This is a genomic window from Lysinimonas soli (assembly GCF_042655435.1).
Lineage (GTDB): Bacteria > Actinomycetota > Actinomycetes > Actinomycetales > Microbacteriaceae > Lysinimonas > Lysinimonas soli.
The window spans coordinates 553516-569502 of the sequence record NZ_JBHSMG010000002.1 but is presented as its reverse complement, the minus strand read 5'-3'; the positions used below and the strand labels follow the sequence as shown (position 1 = coordinate 569502).

The 15987-nt window shown below is 66.6% G+C and carries 15 protein-coding genes; 1 reads left to right on the top strand and 14 read right to left on the bottom strand.

Features of this window, described 5'->3' with window-relative positions; translation table 11 throughout:
• Positions 1 to 14 precede the first annotated feature (14 nt).
• The 12 genes from ACFPJ4_RS10380 to ACFPJ4_RS10325 form a co-directional block, all read right to left on the bottom strand.
• Positions 15 to 809: a cyclase family protein gene (locus ACFPJ4_RS10380; RefSeq protein ID WP_386740331.1), complete on the bottom strand. Its 795-nt coding sequence runs from the start codon at positions 807 to 809 to the stop codon at positions 15 to 17.
• Entirely contained in the window at positions 806 to 1951 is a 1146-nt protein-coding gene (locus ACFPJ4_RS10375; protein ID WP_386740330.1) for an aminotransferase class V-fold PLP-dependent enzyme, read from the bottom strand. Before ACFPJ4_RS10375 ends, ACFPJ4_RS10380 begins: the two co-directional genes overlap by 4 nt.
• The gene (locus ACFPJ4_RS10370) at positions 1948 to 2367 is read right to left on the bottom strand and encodes a RidA family protein (RefSeq protein ID WP_386740329.1); all 420 of its coding nucleotides are present in this window, start codon (positions 2365 to 2367) and stop codon (positions 1948 to 1950) included. The genes ACFPJ4_RS10375 and ACFPJ4_RS10370 overlap by 4 nt, the downstream gene beginning before the upstream one ends.
• Before the next feature lie 70 nt (positions 2368 to 2437).
• Positions 2438 to 3580: a sugar ABC transporter substrate-binding protein gene (locus tag ACFPJ4_RS10365; protein WP_386740328.1), complete on the bottom strand. Its 1143-nt coding sequence runs from the start codon at positions 3578 to 3580 to the stop codon at positions 2438 to 2440.
• A gap of 83 nt (positions 3581 to 3663) precedes the next feature.
• Positions 3664 to 4629, bottom strand: coding sequence for an ABC transporter permease (locus ACFPJ4_RS10360; RefSeq protein ID WP_386740327.1), 966 nt, complete (start codon positions 4627 to 4629; stop codon positions 3664 to 3666).
• Positions 4626 to 6131 carry a sugar ABC transporter ATP-binding protein gene (locus ACFPJ4_RS10355; RefSeq protein WP_386740326.1) on the bottom strand — a complete coding sequence of 502 codons (1506 nt, stop codon included), beginning with the start codon at positions 6129 to 6131 and terminating at the stop codon, positions 4626 to 4628. Before ACFPJ4_RS10355 ends, ACFPJ4_RS10360 begins: the two co-directional genes overlap by 4 nt.
• Positions 6128 to 6937 carry an IclR family transcriptional regulator gene (locus tag ACFPJ4_RS10350; protein WP_386740325.1) on the bottom strand — a complete coding sequence of 270 codons (810 nt, stop codon included), beginning with the start codon at positions 6935 to 6937 and terminating at the stop codon, positions 6128 to 6130. Before ACFPJ4_RS10350 ends, ACFPJ4_RS10355 begins: the two co-directional genes overlap by 4 nt.
• Before the next feature lie 116 nt (positions 6938 to 7053).
• Entirely contained in the window at positions 7054 to 7797 is a 744-nt protein-coding gene (locus ACFPJ4_RS10345) for an SDR family NAD(P)-dependent oxidoreductase (RefSeq protein ID WP_386740324.1), read from the bottom strand.
• The gene (locus ACFPJ4_RS10340; RefSeq protein ID WP_386740323.1) at positions 7794 to 9083 is read right to left on the bottom strand and encodes an aminotransferase family protein; all 1290 of its coding nucleotides are present in this window, start codon (positions 9081 to 9083) and stop codon (positions 7794 to 7796) included. The genes ACFPJ4_RS10345 and ACFPJ4_RS10340 overlap by 4 nt, the downstream gene beginning before the upstream one ends.
• Positions 9080 to 9880, bottom strand: coding sequence for an SDR family NAD(P)-dependent oxidoreductase (locus ACFPJ4_RS10335; protein ID WP_386740322.1), 801 nt, complete (start codon positions 9878 to 9880; stop codon positions 9080 to 9082). Before ACFPJ4_RS10335 ends, ACFPJ4_RS10340 begins: the two co-directional genes overlap by 4 nt.
• The gene (locus ACFPJ4_RS10330; RefSeq protein WP_386740321.1) at positions 9877 to 11103 is read right to left on the bottom strand and encodes a M20 family metallopeptidase; all 1227 of its coding nucleotides are present in this window, start codon (positions 11101 to 11103) and stop codon (positions 9877 to 9879) included. Before ACFPJ4_RS10330 ends, ACFPJ4_RS10335 begins: the two co-directional genes overlap by 4 nt.
• A gap of 134 nt (positions 11104 to 11237) precedes the next feature.
• Positions 11238 to 11735 (bottom strand): Lrp/AsnC family transcriptional regulator, encoded by a 498-nt coding sequence (locus tag ACFPJ4_RS10325; RefSeq protein ID WP_386740320.1) that lies wholly within the window; start codon positions 11733 to 11735, stop codon positions 11238 to 11240.
• A 143-nt stretch (positions 11736 to 11878) separates the two neighbouring features.
• Here ACFPJ4_RS10325 and ald point away from each other — a divergent pair, with 143 nt between their 5' ends.
• Positions 11879 to 12991 (top strand): alanine dehydrogenase, encoded by a 1113-nt coding sequence (gene ald, locus ACFPJ4_RS10320; RefSeq protein ID WP_386740319.1) that lies wholly within the window; start codon positions 11879 to 11881, stop codon positions 12989 to 12991.
• Positions 12992 to 13264: 273 nt separating this feature from the next.
• Here the strand turns inward: ald and ACFPJ4_RS10315 are convergent, their stop codons facing one another.
• Together ACFPJ4_RS10315 and ACFPJ4_RS10310 are read right to left on the bottom strand one after the other, a co-directional pair.
• Positions 13265 to 14446 (bottom strand): integrase core domain-containing protein, encoded by a 1182-nt coding sequence (locus tag ACFPJ4_RS10315; protein WP_465262167.1) that lies wholly within the window; start codon positions 14444 to 14446, stop codon positions 13265 to 13267.
• Between the two features lie 745 nt (positions 14447 to 15191).
• A complete protein-coding gene (locus tag ACFPJ4_RS10310; RefSeq protein WP_386740318.1) occupies positions 15192 to 15980 on the bottom strand; it encodes an HpcH/HpaI aldolase family protein in 789 nt (262 codons plus the stop codon).
• Positions 15981 to 15987 lie beyond the last annotated feature (7 nt).

Genomic DNA, 15987 nt, shown 5'->3' with positions numbered 1-15987 from the left:
TTCTCTGTCGAACTTCAAGGAAGTACGGCCACCGGCCGCACAGGCGATCCGCTGGCCCCGACCATCGCCAGGGGCGAGCAGAAGAAGGCGAACTCGGTAACGCCTGTCTCCGCCAGGGCCTCGAGGTTCATACTCTCGAGCAGGTGAATGCCGCGGCGCGCGAGCATCTCCATGTGAACCGGAAGCACGAGACCGTGCGGCGACGTCACCTCGACCGTGCCGGTGTCGGCCCCGACGAGGAAGACTCCACGGTCGCCGAGCCAGTGAGCCGCTTCGATATCGATACCCGGTGCACCGGATTCCTCTCCGAGGTAGCGGTGCGGTTCGTTCCACAACAGGCCCCAACCGGTTCGGATGATGACGCAGTCGCCTGAGTCGATCCGGACTCGGCTCGTCGACTCGAAGCGCTCAAGGTCGGCGACGGTGACCGCGACCCCGCCTCCGAGCGGCGCACCGTCATGCAAGGCGGGGACGTCGATGAAGACACCACGCTTCACGATCGGTGCGACCTGATGGATCGACCCCACGACGAGCCCGTTGACGCCGTCCTGTGCCTGGTCGGCCGGTGTGCCGTCGAAGAGCAGTCCATCCTTGGCGACGTGTCCGAGCGCGTCGAGATGCGTCCCGCTGTGCCCGGACATGCTCACGAACTCGTTGCAGCCCCAGTAACCGTCGGCGAGCTCGAAATCGCCGAGACGATAGTTCGGGATCATCTGGTATTCGGGCGCGCTCGGGAAGTTGGGCATGCCCTTGGTCAGTGGGTGGGCGAGGTCGACCACTCGGGTGTTCGCGCCGATCTCGAGCTTCATCTGCTCCTCCTTCTCGTTGTCGCGTCGCGGACTGCCGCGACCAGCCGGTCGATATCGTCGTGGTTGTTGAAGTAGTGCACGCCGATCCGCAACCGGGATCCGAGCAGCGTGGCCTTGACTCCCGCGGCCTCGAGGCCGCGACCGACGCGGCCGGCGGAGTCGCCGAGTTCGACCACGGCGATGTGCGAGTCCGACGCGGCGACGACAGAGGCAATGCCGATGTCGGCCACCTCCGAAGCGAAGCGCGACGCGAGACCGACGCAGTGCCGCTCGACATCCTGCGGGTCGAGCCGCTCACGCAGGCCCAATGCCGCCACCGCACCGATCCACGAGAACCAGGCCGGCGAGGTGTCAAGCCGGGAGGCCGTCGGCGGCAGTTCGAGATCGCCCCCGAAGTACCCGTAGGGGGGGTCTGTGCTCTTCCAACTCGGCAGCAGGGGTGCGAGGTCGGCCGGACGATCTTCTGGAACGATCAACCAGGCCGCGCCCCGTGGGCAGAGCAGCCATTTGTAGCCGTGAACGAGCACGTAGTCCAGCCCGAGCGACGACAGGTCGTGGGCGAGCACGCCCAGGGATTGGGTGAGATCGGCGGCGACGCGGACGCCCCGCTCCGCGGTGACAGTCCGAAGGCGCTGGAGATCGACGCGGCGCCCGGTCGAGGTCAGAGTGTCGGAGACAGCAACGAGAACCGTGTCATCACGGAGGGCGCTGAGGAGTCCGTCTTCGGTGACGGCTCCGTCGACTGAGGGCACCCGGATCACGGGGTTGCGTCGCTGATCGAGCGCCAGCAGTGGGTACAACATGCTGCGGTACTCGCAGTCGCCGACCACGACCGAGCCGGGCGGCAGGGCGCGCGCGATGGTCGACATCCCCTCGGCGACAGACCCGAGCACCGCGACCCGCTCGGAGCCGACACCGGCGAAGCGGGCGAACGCGTCACGTGCGGCGTCGACGGCAGCGTCCCAGTCCCGCCACGCGAAGTCGCCGCGTTCCCAGTCTGCGAGGGCACCCCGCAATGCCATTGCCACCGGGGCGGCGGCCGGCGGGCTGCCCGGCGTGTCGAACCAGGCCCACCGGTCCAGCGCCGGAAAGAGGTCCCGGAAGTCGGCAGGGCTCAGCAACTCGGTCGAAGAAGGGGTCATGACGGGGGAACCGCCGCCCATCCTTCGATCTCGACGAAGAGCTGGGGCTTCGCGAGCGCGGCAACGACGGCGAGCGAGTGCCCCGGGTATTCGCGCGACCCGAACCAACGGGCATAGACCTCGTCGCGCGCGGCGTAGTAGCCGGTGAGAGCGGCCGCGCCGGCGACGAACGACAGCAGACGCACCAGATGAACGGGTCGCAGCCCGGCAGCGTCGAGCAGGGATTCGATGTTGTGGAAAGTCGTCAGCGTCTGCTGATACGAGTCGTCGGCGATCTCACCGTCGGGACCGGTGCCGACCTGTCCGGCGATGAAGAGGAGTGCGGATCCCGGGGGAACGAGGGTGAGATGGCTGTACTTGCCGATCGGGTCGCTGATCCCCTCGGGGTTCCAGTGTCGCGGAGTGGTATCAGTCAATGTCTTCTCCAATGCGTTGGTCGCCGAGAAGTGGCGAGGGCGACCCAGGCCGGCCGCCCTCGCCACTGGCTCAACCGAGGCCCTCGACGTTGCCGAACTTCTGCAGGATGCCGGTCTTCACGAGGTACTCCGACTCCTTCGGCAGTGCAGGCATCTTGATGAGGTCGGCGGTGCCGGGCGTGAAGTAGGTGTCGATGTTGTCCGTGGTGATGACGACCTGCGGCGGTGCGGTGAGTGCGGGGGTCTTGACCCCGTCATGCACGGCGACGGCCATCGCGAGCACGAACTCGCCCCAGTAGGGGAAGAATCCCACCTGGTCGGTCACCCACGGACCACCGGCCCGCAGCTTCTCGAATCCGGGCTCGGTTCCGCCGTAACCGGAGACCATCGCGCTGTTCGTCCGCCCTGCGGCGTCGATCGCACGCAGTGCGCCGATCGTCGTGTCGTCGCTCACGGTGTAGACGACGATGTTGTTGCCCGCCGGGATGGTCTGCAGTGCGGTCTGCATCGAGGAGTAGCCGCTGTCGACCGTCAGACCCATGTCGGCCTGCAGATCCTTGGTGCCCGGGATCGAGGTTGTCGTCGGCGTGATCGCCGAGGACTTGGTCGCCTTCATGCCGGTGGCGAGAGTCGACAGCTTCGCGTAGAAGCTCGTGACGGCGATGTTGACCGACTCGCCCAACGTGGAGGCCTGACCGATCACGACTGAAGTGTTGTCGGCCGTCCAGCCCTTGGCCTTCATCTTGGCGGCCATCGCCTCAGCCCCCATTTCGGCGAGCGCCACCTGATCGAAGTTGAAGAAGCTACACCCCTTCACCGGAACGTTGAGCGCGATGCAGGGGATGCCTGCGGTCGAGAAGGTCTGACCCACGCGGTCGGTGGCGTCCGCCGCCGACGGGTACTCGACGATCACATCTGGCTTGGCTGCGACCATGAGCTGCGCGTTGCTCAGCATCGTCGCGGCATCGCCGTTGTTGTCATAGACGGTGACCGTGGCGCCGAGCTTCTTTGCCTGCTTCACGAATTGGTCCGACTGGGCGACGTAGACCGAACCGGCACTGGTCGGGATCGCGAAGGCGAACTTCACGCCCTTGAGACTGGTGCCCTTGATGCCGCTCGAGGTTGACGCGCTTTGCGCGGCGCACCCGGCGAGAAGCATCGCTGCTGCGGCGAGCGTCGCCAGGACGGCCACGACGCGGGGAGGCTGTTTCATGCGTTTCTCTCTTTCCTTGGGTCAGTTGGTTTGGTGCATTCGGGAGGTGGCGAATTGGGGAATGGGACGCAGCGGTGGCGGGGTCACGCCGATCGGCGCGAGCGCTCCTGGAGTCGGCTCAGAGTGACGGCGGCGACGAGGACGACTCCCGAGACGACCTGCTGATAGAAGCTGGGAACCAGGAGAAGGGTCATCCCGTTGGCGATGATCCCGAGCAGGAGCACGCCGATGACCGCACCGGGGACGCTGCCGCGCCCACCGGTGAGCGCTGCGCCTCCGAGCACGACCGCCGCGAGGCTCTGCAGAGTGATCGTCGCCCCGATCGTGCCCGACGCCGCGAGGAGCTGGCTCGCGAGAACGACGCCTCCCAACGCGGCGAGGATTCCGGAGAACACATACGGAGCGCTCCCCACGACGACGGTGCGCACCCCGGCGATCCGCGCTGCCTCGAGATTTCCGCCGATCATGTAGATCCTTCGGCCGAGGATGGTGTGCGCGAGCAGGACGTGGACGACGACAGCGAGCGCCACCATCAGCAGAACGTGCCAGGGCAGGCCCGCGATGGCGGGGTCGCCGAGGACGCCGGCCTCCGGCTTCATCGAGATGGTCTGACCGTGGGAGATGATGAACGCGATCCCGCCCGTCACCGAGAGCGTCGCCAGTGTTGTGATCAGGGGGTTCACTCGGATCAGCACGATGAAGAACGCATGCACGATTCCCACGAGAGCCCCGACCAGCAAGGACAGGACCAGTGCGACGGCGAGCGGGAGGCCTTCGTTCGTGAACACCGCGAACAGAACCGCGGACAGGGGGATCACACCGCCGATCGAGAGGTCGAAGCCGCCCGAGATGATGACCATCAACTGGCCGAGAGATGCGAGCATGATGACGCTCGCCGCCGACACGACAGTCGTGAGATTGCTGATCGTGAAGAAGCCGCTCGCCGTCACGCTGAAGAACACGGACACGACAATCAGAAGGCCAGCGACGAAGGCGACGGCCGGGAGCCGACCGAACCAGTTCGCGGTGGAAGGGGATGTCTCGATCATTCGCTGCTCCCGGATGCGATGGAAAGTGCCTGGGCGGTGGTCTTGCGGTCGGCGGTCAACTCGGAGACGATGCGGCCGTCGCGCATGATCAGCAGGCGATCCGTGGCGTCGACGGCCTCCTGCAGATCTGAGGTCACGAGCAGCACGGCGTGGCCCGCCCTGGCGTAGTCCTCGAGCTGGAGATGGATCTGCGCGCGCGAGCCGACGTCGACGCCACGAGTGGGCTCGTGCAGCACCAGGATGTCCGGCTCGGCCAGCAGGCGGCCGGCAAGCAGGATCTTCTGCTGGTTTCCGCCGCTGAGTTCGCCGACCTCCTGGTCGAGGCCGCGCGCGCGCACATCGGCGCGTGCCATGGTCTCGACGCCGACGCGGCGCTGGGACCGCGCACGGATGAACGGGCCGGCGACGAAGCGGCCCAGCACCATGACGGTCAGGTTCTCGACGACCGTCTGGTTCAACGCCAGCCCGTCGACTTTCCGCTCCGCGGGAACATAGGCGATGCCCTGGCGTCGAGCGCTGCGAGGCCGCCGCGGAACAGGGAACGAACGAGGACCCGCAGTGACCGTGCCCGCGATACGACGTCCGAGGTGGCCGCCAAGCCCGCGAGCCACCGTCTCCGCTCCCGAACCGACGAGGCCGAAGACGCCGAGGACCTCACCGGCTCGCAACTCGAGATCGCACTGCTCGAGGCGCGGTGTGCCGTCACTCGACCATCCACGCAACAGGATCGGCGCACCGAGCACTGATATCGACGACCTTGCGCGCTCTTCGACGAGGTGCTCAGGACCGAGCATTCGTTGCACGGTCTGGGCGGGCGTCGTCGATGCGATCGGCGACAGGTCCTCCAGGTTCCCGTTGCGCAGCACCGCAATCTCATCGGCGATGTCGAAGGTCTCGTTGAGGTGATGACTGACGTAGATCAGAGCGACACCCTCGCTCTTGAGCCGATGCAGGTGGCCGAGCAGCATGGCGCTCTCCTGGGCATGCAACGACGCGGTGGGTTCGTCGAGGATCACCAGCTCGGCGTTCCCCATCAACGCCTTCGCGATCTCGATGAGCTGGCGCTCCGCCAGGCTCAGATCGAGCATCGTGCGCCGAACGTCGATGTCGAGTTCGAGCCGACGCAATGCCTCGGCGCTGTCGCGACGCATGTCTCGTTGAGTAGTCCAGAATCGGTGCCGCGGCCAGTTGGACAGCATGAGGTTCTCGGCGACCGACAGGTCGGGAAGATAGGCGAGCTCCTGCGGAATGATCTGGATGCCCGCGGCTCTCGCCTCGCGCGGACTGCGGAAGGTCCGCTCCATTCCGTGGACTTTCAGATGACCACTTGTCGCGGGGGTCTTGCCGCTGACGATGGATAGCAGGGTGGACTTGCCTGCGCCGTTCTCGCCGACGAGGCCGAGGCAACTGCCGGCATCCAGGGTGAGGTCGACGTCGCGTAACACGCTGACGGCGCCGTAACTCTTGCCGACTCCGCGGAGCTCGAGCACGGGGGCGCTCATGACGCGCCCGCCTTGCGCGTGACCGGGAGGCGACGACCGGTGCCGCCGCCCAGTTGGGTGGCGAGCGCCGCCGCTTCGAGAACGGCGTTGGCGAGGGTGCCCGCCTGAGCCGCGAAGCGGCTCGTCGCCGCGGAGACCGTGAACGACCCGAGGGGCTGGCCGTCGGCGTCGAAAAAGGGCGCCGAGACACAGCAGACCCCGTCGCTGAACTCCTCGTCGTCGATCGCATATCCGGTTCGGCGCACCTGCTCGAGCCGAACGAGGAGCTCGTCGAACGAGCCGATGGTGTTGGCAGTCAACTTCTCGAAGCGGGTGCCCTGCAGCATGACCTCGACGAGCTCCTGGGGGAGGTAGGCCAGCACGCTCAGGCAGGAGGCGCGCGCGTGAAGGTTGGCCCCGTATCCGACGTCGAGGTTCCCGACGGCGATCGGCCCCGACCCACTCAGGAACTGCTGGATGACCATGGTCCCGTTGCGCCAACCGGCGACGTAAGCGGTCTCGTGCGTCTGAGTGTGCAGGCGGGTCAGGATGGCCGAGAGCTCGGCCCGGGGGCCGAACTGCCGCTCGAGGTGGTACCCGAGTGCGCCGCCGCGCGGGCCGACGTCGTACTTCCCGTTGGGGGTGCGGGTGATGTACTCCTCCGAGACGAGCGTCCGCAGCAGGTGGTAACACGTGGCCTGATGCAACTCGAGTTCGGTGGCGATCTGCCGGGCGGTGGCCTCGCCCTCCCCGCGGGCGACGATATTGAGCACGGCGAGGCCCCGCAGCAGTGTCTGCAGGATCACGGGTTCGCGACTCTCGTTCATCATCCTCCTCGGGATGCGCTCGACCGTACGAGCAGTGGAAACGGAAATACAACAGAGTGAACTGCGATTTGCACTATTACGAACAAGAGCCACACGCCGGAAACAAAACGACGGGTCTAACGGTGGGCGAGAACGCCGCCGTCGACGTTCAGGGTGTGTCCCGTCACGTAGTCCGCGTCGTCGCTCAGCAGGAACGCGATCGCGCCTGCGACGTCCTCCGGGGTCGCGAACCGCTTGGCCAGGACGCGAGCCAGCATCCGTTGCTGGTAGCCCGGGTCGGCCGCCGCGCTGAGTCCCATGGGCGTCGCGATGGGACCCGGCGCAACAGCGTTGACGCGGATCCGGTGGGGGGCGAGTGACACGGCAAAGCCGCGGGTGAGGGCGCCCACTGCGCCCTTGGTCGCGGCATACGCGACGTTCTCCTCGGTGGCTTCCGATCCGGCAACCGACGAGATGTTGACAATCGCGCCGCCCAGGGATGCGGCAGCCATCGCACGCGCCACGACCTGCGAGACCAGGAAGGTTCCTCGCACGTTGACGGCGAACAGGGCGTCGAAGTCCGCGTCGGTGATCTCGAGCGCCTGGGCCGGCCGGTAGATCCCCGCGGAATTGACGAGTGCCGTCGGCGTCCCGAGCCGATCGACGACCGTCGCGACGGCGGCTTCGACTGCGTCGCGGTTCGTCACGTCGACCGGAACCGTGATGACGTCGGCGTTCGCGTCCCAGGCCTGCGCGAGCGCCTGGGCCGAGACGTCGAGCACCGCGACGTCATACCCTCCTGCGAGAAGGCGCTCCGCGGTCGCTCTCCCGATCCCGCTCGCGCCTCCGGTGACGACCGCGACTCGCTTCGGACCTGTCATGACTGCTCCTCGTCCTCTGGCCGCGCTCGGTCGGCGAACTGCTCGATGGTCTCCCGCAGAACGCGCACGATCAGCGCGATCTCCTGCTCGGTGACGACGAACGGCGGGCTGATCTGGATCGTGTTGCCTCGGATCACCCGCAGCAGCACGCCGCGATCGAGCGCGACCGCGGCAACCCGATCGCCCGGGATCTCCGGCTCGAGCTGAACTCCGGCCAGGAAGCCGGCGCCTGAGCGCACCTCGACGACGCCGGGCTGGTCGCGCAGCACCTCGAGCTCGCGAACCAGGACGGTTTCGAGCTCGGCGGCTCGCTCGACGAGGTTCTCCCGCTCCAGGATGTCCAGATTCGCGAGGGCGATCGCGCACGCGGTCGCGTGCCCCGAGTAGGTGACCCCATGGCGGTAGATCGGAGCGTCGGGTCCGTCGAAGAAGCGCTTCCAGAGCCGCGGCGCCACGAAGACAGCGCCAAGCGGAGCGTAGCCGGAGGTGATCCCCTTCGCCGTCACGATCATGTCGGGGGCGATCCCGAACCGCTCGACGGCGAACCACCGCCCCGTCCTGCCGAACCCGGTGACCACCTCGTCGGCGATCAGCAGGATGTCGTGAGCCCGGGCGAGTTCCTGCATCCGTTCGAAGTACCCGGGTGGCGGGGCGATGATCCCTCCCGAGCCGATCACCGGTTCGGCGATGATCGCCGCGATCCGGTCGGCCCCGAGCTCGGTGATGCGGCGTTCCAGGTCGTCGATGTCGGTGGAGGAGAAGAGAGCTGTCTCGGGAACGAGTGTGCCGGGGCCGTAGCCGTCCCGGTAGATGTCCGGACCAGACAGGCTGGAGCCGAAGGCATGCAGGCCGTGATAGCTGTCGGCCCGGCTCAGGATCGTGACCTTGTCGTGTCGACCCTCGAGCTGCCAGTGAAGACGAGCGAGCTTGGCCGCGACCTCGACCCCGTCGGAACCGCCGCTCGTGAGAATGATGCGCGGGTCGGCGATCGGCGAGAGCGCTGCGAGCCGGTCGGCCAACCGCAGCGCGACATCGTTGCTGAACGAGCCGAAGGACTGGTAGGTCTCGAGTCGTTGCAGCTGCGCTGCCGCCGCCTCCGCGATCTCGGGCCGGCCGTGACCGATGTTGGCATGCCAGAGGCCGGCCGTCGCATCGAGCAGTTCTCTGCCGTCATCCGTCGTCAAGTGCGTTCCGCTGCCGTGCGTGATGATCGTCCGGCCGCCCGCCAGAACGCTGGGCATGTGGGCCAGCGGGCTCCACAGGGCGTTGCCGATCGCGGTGCTCACAGGGTTGCTCCTCCATCGATGCTGATCGTCTGGCCGGTGATGTACGACGATTCGTCGCTGACGAGGAACCGCACCACGTCGGCGATCTCGGCGATCCTGGGCAGACGGCCGAACGGTACGCGCGTCGCGACCGCATCCAACGATCCGTCGTGCTCCCAGACCTCTCTCAGCCGACCGGTCGGGACCGTACCGGGAGCGATCGCGTTGGCACGCACTCCGCTTGCGGCGAGATCGCGGGCCAGGTATCGGGTGTACATCGCGACGGCGGCCTTGGCGACGCCGTAGTGCGCGTATCCGCCGTCGTCGGTGGGCTTGACGCCGTTGACTGACGACATCGTGACGATCGAGCCACGACCCGCCGTGCGCATCTGCTCGGCGACCGCAGTGCAGCACGTGACGGTCGTGACCAGGTTGCGCCGCAAAGCGCTCTCGAGATCCACGAGGTCGAGCGAACTCGCGCGGTTTCCGTGCACATCGCCGCTGCCGCCGCCCGCGTTGCAGACGAGACCGTCGATTGGTCCGAGCTCATCCCGGATCGTCGCGAAGACCTCGGCCGTCGCACGCGCGTCGCTGAGATCCACCTCATATCCCCGGCTGCGGTGACCCATGGCCCGGAGTTCGGCATCCGTGGTCTCCCCCGTCATCGCGGCGGCCTCGAGCGGGAAGTCGCGATACGAGCGGAGATCGAGGTCCACCACCGCGACCCTGGCGCCGTCGTCGGCGAGTCGGTGGGCGATGCCCCGTCCGAGCCCGCGCGCTGCGCCGGTCACGACGACGACGCGCCCCTCGAGCGTCATGCGAGGTTCCCGTCGGCGCCCAGCGCGATCATTCCCGACGCGAGGATCTCGATCGCCCGCAGAACTTCGGCTTCCGACACATGCTCGTCTGCGCTGTGCGCCACGGCCATGTCTCCGGGTCCGAAGACCACCGTGGGGATGCCTGCACGTCGGAGCGTCCCTGCGTCACAGCCCGCACTGAGGCCGACGACCCGCTCCGGGAGTCCGGCGGCCTCCTGCCCGGCGACCATCGCGCGGACCAGTGGGGCCCGGGAGTCGAGCTCCCATCCCGGAAGTCCATCGTTGTCCCAGGTCAACTGGGGCGGATGGTCGGTCAACCAGGGGTCGGAGGCCGATACGGCCCCGAGGACGGCTTCGAGCTCGGCGCGCACCTTCTCGAGCGACTCACCCGGGAGCACACCGATACGACCCGACATGGCGGCGTGCGCGGGGACCGCCGCCCGCCATCCGCCGCCGCTCAGGGTGCCGATGACGGTGGGCACGGCACTGGGGAGATGCTCCATGAGCGGATGCCGACACTCCAGGTCGCGCCGCTCACCGAGCTGGCGGAGTGCGCCGTAGACGGTGATCAGGCGGCGCAAGGCATCCTCGCCACGCCAGGGCACCGAGGTGTGCGAGGCTCGCCCCTCGATACGAATCGTGAAGAAGAGGGCTCCCGAGTTGGCGGCGACCACGTCGCATCCGGTCGGCTCGAGGACGACCGCCGCGCGTCGGGAGGGAAACCGCTCGAGTGCGGCGACGGTGCCGAGCCCGGTGGTCTCCTCCGCGACGATGAGCTCGACCATGAGGTCGAACGGGAGCTCGACTCCTCGCTCGTGCACGAGTTGCAGGGCGTACAGCGCCGCGATCACACCCGCTTTGTTGTCGACCGCGCCGCGCCCGTAGATCGCTCCGTCACGCCGGTCGGCGCCGAAGGGAGCTGTTGTCCAGTCGTCGGGGTCGATGACGGGGACGACGTCGTAGTGGGCGTTGAGGGTGACGATCGGACGCCCGGTCGGCGTTCCAAGCCAGCCGAACAGGTTGTGCCGCTGCGAGGGGCGCGGCTCCGCGCGACCCCGCGGAGTCTGCGCCGCCGCCGTCGCCGCGAGCGCCTGCCGGTCCAGCTGCCAGCCGCGCTCGGCGAACCAATTCTCGAAGAATCGCTCCGCAGCGTCTTCCTCGCCGCTGACGGTCGGGATCCGCACGAGCTCGACGAGGTCGTCGATGACGGTGCTGCTCTCCATGCGGCCTCCTCGTGTCCGGATCAGGATTCCGTCACGATAGGTCGGACGCAGAATGCCGTGCAACATTATGAACTGGCATTTGCACTATTTGAATCACACGTAACGCGGGTGTAACCGGCGCCCGACACTCGGACCTACTGGAACGAGCCGACGAGCGCGTTCCGGTGGTAGTCGAAGATGAGGCTCGTGCGCGTCGAAGCGACGCTCGGCTGGGCCGAGAGGTGCTCGACCACGAACTCACGCACTGCGGAGCTGTCCCGGACCGCGATGTGGATCATGAAGTCGTCGGATCCGCCCAGGAAGAAGACCTGAAGCACCTGGGGCAGACCGCGCACCTGCTCCGCGAAGCGCGTGATGCTCTCCTTGCGCGTGATCGGACGAAGAGTCACTCCGATGATCGCCTGCAATCCGAGCCCCAGCTTGGCCTGATCGATGCTCGCCATGTAGCCGGTGATCACACCGCGCTCGACCAGCAGCTTCAACCTGACGTGGGCGGTCGACGGGGCGATGCCGACCGCATCGGCGAGCGCGTTGTTCGAGATCCGCCCGTCGGTTTTGATCACCTCGATGATGCGGAGGTCGACCTCGTCGAGCTCGACGGAGTGATGAAGCCTCTTCGGCGAAACGTCCAATTCGGGTCCCCTCTTCAGCAGAATCTTCTGTATTTGACTGTCATTTCGGCTTTGCTTCGACTGAAACATCGCTGAAATGAAGCTTCTCCATTCTCGACACATTCAGACCGAGCCTCAACGGCTCCCGAGCAACGGAGAATGACATGCGCGTAGGCATCCCCGCAGAAGTCAAGAACAACGAGAATCGCGTCGCGATCACGCCCGCCGGAGTTGACGCCCTCAGCCGGCGCGGGCACGAGGTGATGATCCAGACGGGTGCGGGCGTGAGCTCACGAATCTCGGATGCCGACTTCGTGGCGGCGGGGGCGGTCATGCTGCCTGACGCCGCTGAGGTCTGGTCCAACGCCGAGCTGCTTCTGAAGGTCAAGGAGCCGGTCGCAAGCGAATACGGCCACCTCCGTGCCGACCAAACCCTCTTCACGTACCTTCACCTCGCGGCCGACCGGCCCCTCACCGAAGCCCTCATCGCCTCCGGCTGCACCGCGATCGCGTACGAGACCGTGCAATTGGCGGACCGCAGCCTGCCCCTGCTCTCCCCCATGAGTGAGGTCGCCGGCCGACTCTCGATCGGTGTCGGCGCCTATCACCTCATGCGATCCTCTGGTGGTGCCGGCATGCTCCTCGGCGGCGTGCCGGGCACTCCGAAGGCGAAGGTGGTCGTCATCGGCGGTGGGGTCGCCGGCGAGCACGCCGCGGCCAACGCCCTCGGTTTCGGAGCCGATGTCACCGTCATCGACATCTCTCTTGCCCGGTTGCGCGCTCTCGAGGTGCAGTTCGGCGGGCGCATCCAGACCCGCATCTCGACACCGTTCGAGATCGCCGAACAGCTGCGCGAGGCGGATCTCGTCATCGGCTCCGTCCTCATTCCCGGCGCGGCCGCTCCCAAGCTGGTGACCGATGACATGGTCGCCACGATGAAGCCCGGTTCCGTGCTGGTCGACATTGCGATCGATCAGGGCGGATGCTTCGAAGGCTCGCGCCCGACCACCCACGATGCCCCGACATTCACAGTGCACGAGGCCATCTACTACTGCGTCGCGAACATGCCCGGCGCCGTGCCCAGCTCGTCGACTCGAGCGCTCACCAACGCGACGCTGCCCTATGTGCTGGCCCTCGCCGACAACGGATGGGAAGCCGCCTCAGCCCGCGACGAGGCTCTGGCCAAGGGACTCAATGTGCAGGCCGGCCGCGTCACCAATCTCGGCGTCGCCACCGCCCTCGGCTATCAGCATGCCGATGTCGCAGCCATGGGATGACGCCCGGAAGGGTGGCATGAGACCACAGCACGTGGGGTCCGTGAACGGGCCAGATGCCGCGTGGTCCCGCGGTACGCGACCCTGCGGTGACGGGCCGCGTAGATTGTTGGTCCGACCAGCCATTTTCCGACTGTAGCGAGGGACTCGAACCCGGTTGTGTCCAAAATGTGGCCACGGTTGCCTGGAGTACCCGGTTGTGATGTATCAGGACATGGGTGACAGTTCTGCATCAGGACATCGGTGACACTTCCTGCATCAGGACATCGGTGACACTCAGAGCTGTCTGGGTTGCCGTCCTCGGGGTCGGCCGGAGCCGACGTATTTGATTCCGGGTCTCGGCCAGCGGTATTTCATCAGCTCGGTGCCGTGGTCGTCGAAGACGAGCAGGTGCTGCTCGGTTTCGACGAGGAAGACGATCTGGTGCGCGAGGAGCCGGGTGACGTGAAACCGGGTTTGGCGGACTTGGACGATGCCGTTGCGGGCCACTCGGGTGGCGCGGATCCCGTCCCAGCCAACAGGCTGCATCTGGTTGCGGGGTCGGGGCGGGTCGGCCTTCGCCGTCGTCTCCCAAGCCTGAGCCGGGGTGACCCGTCCGGGGAGTCCTTGGTGGGGTCGCTCGGTGTTGTAGATCCGGTCGAACTCATCGACCTGGGCTTGCAGTTCCTCGAGTGACGCGGCGAGGGGTTGCTTGTCGAGCCAGCGGAACAGGGTCTGGTGGAAGCGCTCGTTCTTGCCCTGCGTCGTCGGTTTGTAAGGCTTGCCGGTGATCGGCTCGACGCCGAGCCGGGTGACGTAGGTGACGAGCTGTCCGACGGCCCCGCGACGGGATGGGTTCAGGGCGGCGCCGTTGTCGGTGAGCAGCCGCTGCGGAACGCCATGAGCGGCGATGCCTTTCTTGACCACGGCGATGGCGCCCTCGGACGTTTCACCCCAGGTGACATGGGTGGCGACCGCGAACCGGGAGTGGTCATCGATCAGCTGGAAGATCACGCACTTGCGACCCCCGGTCAGGACGTATTCGGTGCCGTCGAGTTGCCAACAGGCGTTCGGCGCCGGATAGACGAACCGCCGGAACGACGCCCGCGGCTTCTTCCGCGGCTCCACCCGGGCAACACCGGCGTCACGGAAGACCCGCGACAGCGACGCCGTCGACGGAACCGGGCTCATGCCCAGCGACCGCATCTTCTCGTGAACACTGATCGGCCCATGATCCAAACCCGACCGCTCCAACGCCGCCCGAACTGCGACAGCCTGCTTCTTCAACTCCTCGGCGAGCCGGTTCGGGCTGGCCCTCGGCCGCCGAGTTCGCGGCTCCAAAGCCGCAGCCTGGCCTTCCTCGAGTGATCGCTTTCTGATCGCGTAGAAAGTCTTTCGCGAGATCCCCTCCTCGGCGCAGAAGGTCGTCACGGCTCCGCGGGGAGCGTCGGGCGGCCACTGCGTGATCGCGAGACGGATACGAGGATCAACAGGCTCGAAGCGGGGTCATCCCTCACACATCTAGGGAAGTGTCACCACCAAAAACGGCGAAATGGTTACCGATCTATTGATGCAGAACCGTCACCGATGTCTTGATACATCACAAAACCCAGGCGCCACGTCGCGGCGCCAAGAGGCCAAAAAGCCCGAAAATACGGGCAAGTAGCGAGGGCGGGACTCGAACCCGCGACACCACGATAAGTGCAGCGGAGTTGCCACCAGATGATGTGGGTGACAGATCGCGACAAGAACTGCAGTTGCCGATGCCAGACGATGACAGAGATGACGCCGGCTGACGACGAATGTGCGGAGTAGATGCGGAGTTCGAATCGCTAGCGCTGCCGAGTAGTCGAGAATCTAGGTCGGGGCGGCCATCTTCTCGCCAACACTGTTTCGTATGTCAAACCGCCTAACGCCCTCTTAACAATCGCCGTCGTCGACGTTCGCCTTCTCCTGCACGACGAAGTTCGACGGAAGAGCCGCCACCTTCTTGCCCCACTCCGCTGGCACTGTCGCGTCTTTGGTGTTGACGAACTCGAGCGTCAACTCAGGCGGAATCGAGGTCGCGATGACGCCCGCCGCGCCGACGTTGACTGCCTGCGAGACGCACGCGGCAACGGCATCGGGGCTGGCCTTGCCTCCGAGACATGGGTCGACTCAGCGGGGGTCTCCGTCGAGCGCCCTCGGAGCATCGCGACCGAACGGCCGCCGAGTAGCGGCGGCCTCAGTTCTCGACGAGAGACCGCAGGTAGGCGGCCCGCTCAAGCGCGCCGGACATCATGAAGACCTGGTCGCTTCCCGCGGCCACGAGTCGCGCTCCGCGCTCGATGTACGTGCCCGCCCATTCGCGGTCGTAGACGCCGCCGAAGCCGAAGACCTTCGTCGATTCCGTGCAGGCCTCGATGACCGCGTCGATCGCCTCAAGAATGACTGGGGAGCCGAACTCGCCGGGCGCCTCGAGATTGAGGGACAGGTCCGATGCTCCGACGAACAAGGCATCGATTCCCTCGACCGCTGCGATCTCGCGGACCTGACGGACACCCTCGGCGCTCTCGATCATCGCGATGAGGAGCGTCTCGCGCTCCGTTGCCAGCACAGCGTCAAGCAGAGGAGGCGGACGGAATCCGAACTGCGGCGACATTCCCCCCCAGTTGCGATGCCCGAGAGGCGGATAGCGGAGGGCCGCAACGATCGCTTCCGCCTGCGCCCGGCTCTCGACCGACGGGATGATGATGCCTTGCGCACCGGAGTCGAGCACTCTGCTCGCCTCATCGAGCGCGCTGAAGTTGACGCGCACGATCGGAGTGATCCCAAGGGGCAGCGCTGCCGTGCAGAGCTGACTGATGTCGTCGAGCGAAATCGTTCCGTGCTCCGCGTCGATGACCAGCCAGTCGTATCCAGCCGAGCGAGCGAGGCCAGGGGCAACGATGGATCGAAGGGCGCTCACTCCGAAGCCGAGAGCGACCCCGCCGCCGCGGATGGTGCTCAGTGTGTGGTTGGGATAGATGTCCATGACGAGA

Excerpts from the sequence above, each read along its gene's own strand:
- ACFPJ4_RS10345 (WP_386740324.1), bottom strand. The coding sequence starts at position 7,797 with ATGACAGGTCCGAAGCGAGTCGCGGTCGTCACCGGAGGCGCGAGCGGG.
- ACFPJ4_RS10310 (WP_386740318.1), bottom strand. The coding sequence starts at position 15,980 with ATGGACATCTATCCCAACCACACACTGAGCACCATCCGCGGCGGCGGG.
- ACFPJ4_RS10380 (WP_386740331.1), bottom strand. The coding sequence starts at position 809 with ATGAAGCTCGAGATCGGCGCGAACACCCGAGTGGTCGACCTCGCCCAC.
- ald (WP_386740319.1), top strand. The coding sequence starts at position 11,879 with ATGCGCGTAGGCATCCCCGCAGAAGTCAAGAACAACGAGAATCGCGTC.
- ACFPJ4_RS10335 (WP_386740322.1), bottom strand. The coding sequence starts at position 9,880 with ATGACGCTCGAGGGGCGCGTCGTCGTCGTGACCGGCGCAGCGCGCGGG.
- ACFPJ4_RS10350 (WP_386740325.1), bottom strand. The coding sequence starts at position 6,937 with ATGAACGAGAGTCGCGAACCCGTGATCCTGCAGACACTGCTGCGGGGC.
- ACFPJ4_RS10375 (WP_386740330.1), bottom strand. The coding sequence starts at position 1,951 with ATGACCCCTTCTTCGACCGAGTTGCTGAGCCCTGCCGACTTCCGGGAC.
- ACFPJ4_RS10360 (WP_386740327.1), bottom strand. The coding sequence starts at position 4,629 with ATGATCGAGACATCCCCTTCCACCGCGAACTGGTTCGGTCGGCTCCCG.
- ACFPJ4_RS10355 (WP_386740326.1), bottom strand. The coding sequence starts at position 6,131 with ATGAGCGCCCCCGTGCTCGAGCTCCGCGGAGTCGGCAAGAGTTACGGC.
- ACFPJ4_RS10330 (WP_386740321.1), bottom strand. The coding sequence starts at position 11,103 with ATGGAGAGCAGCACCGTCATCGACGACCTCGTCGAGCTCGTGCGGATC.
- ACFPJ4_RS10365 (WP_386740328.1), bottom strand. The coding sequence starts at position 3,580 with ATGAAACAGCCTCCCCGCGTCGTGGCCGTCCTGGCGACGCTCGCCGCA.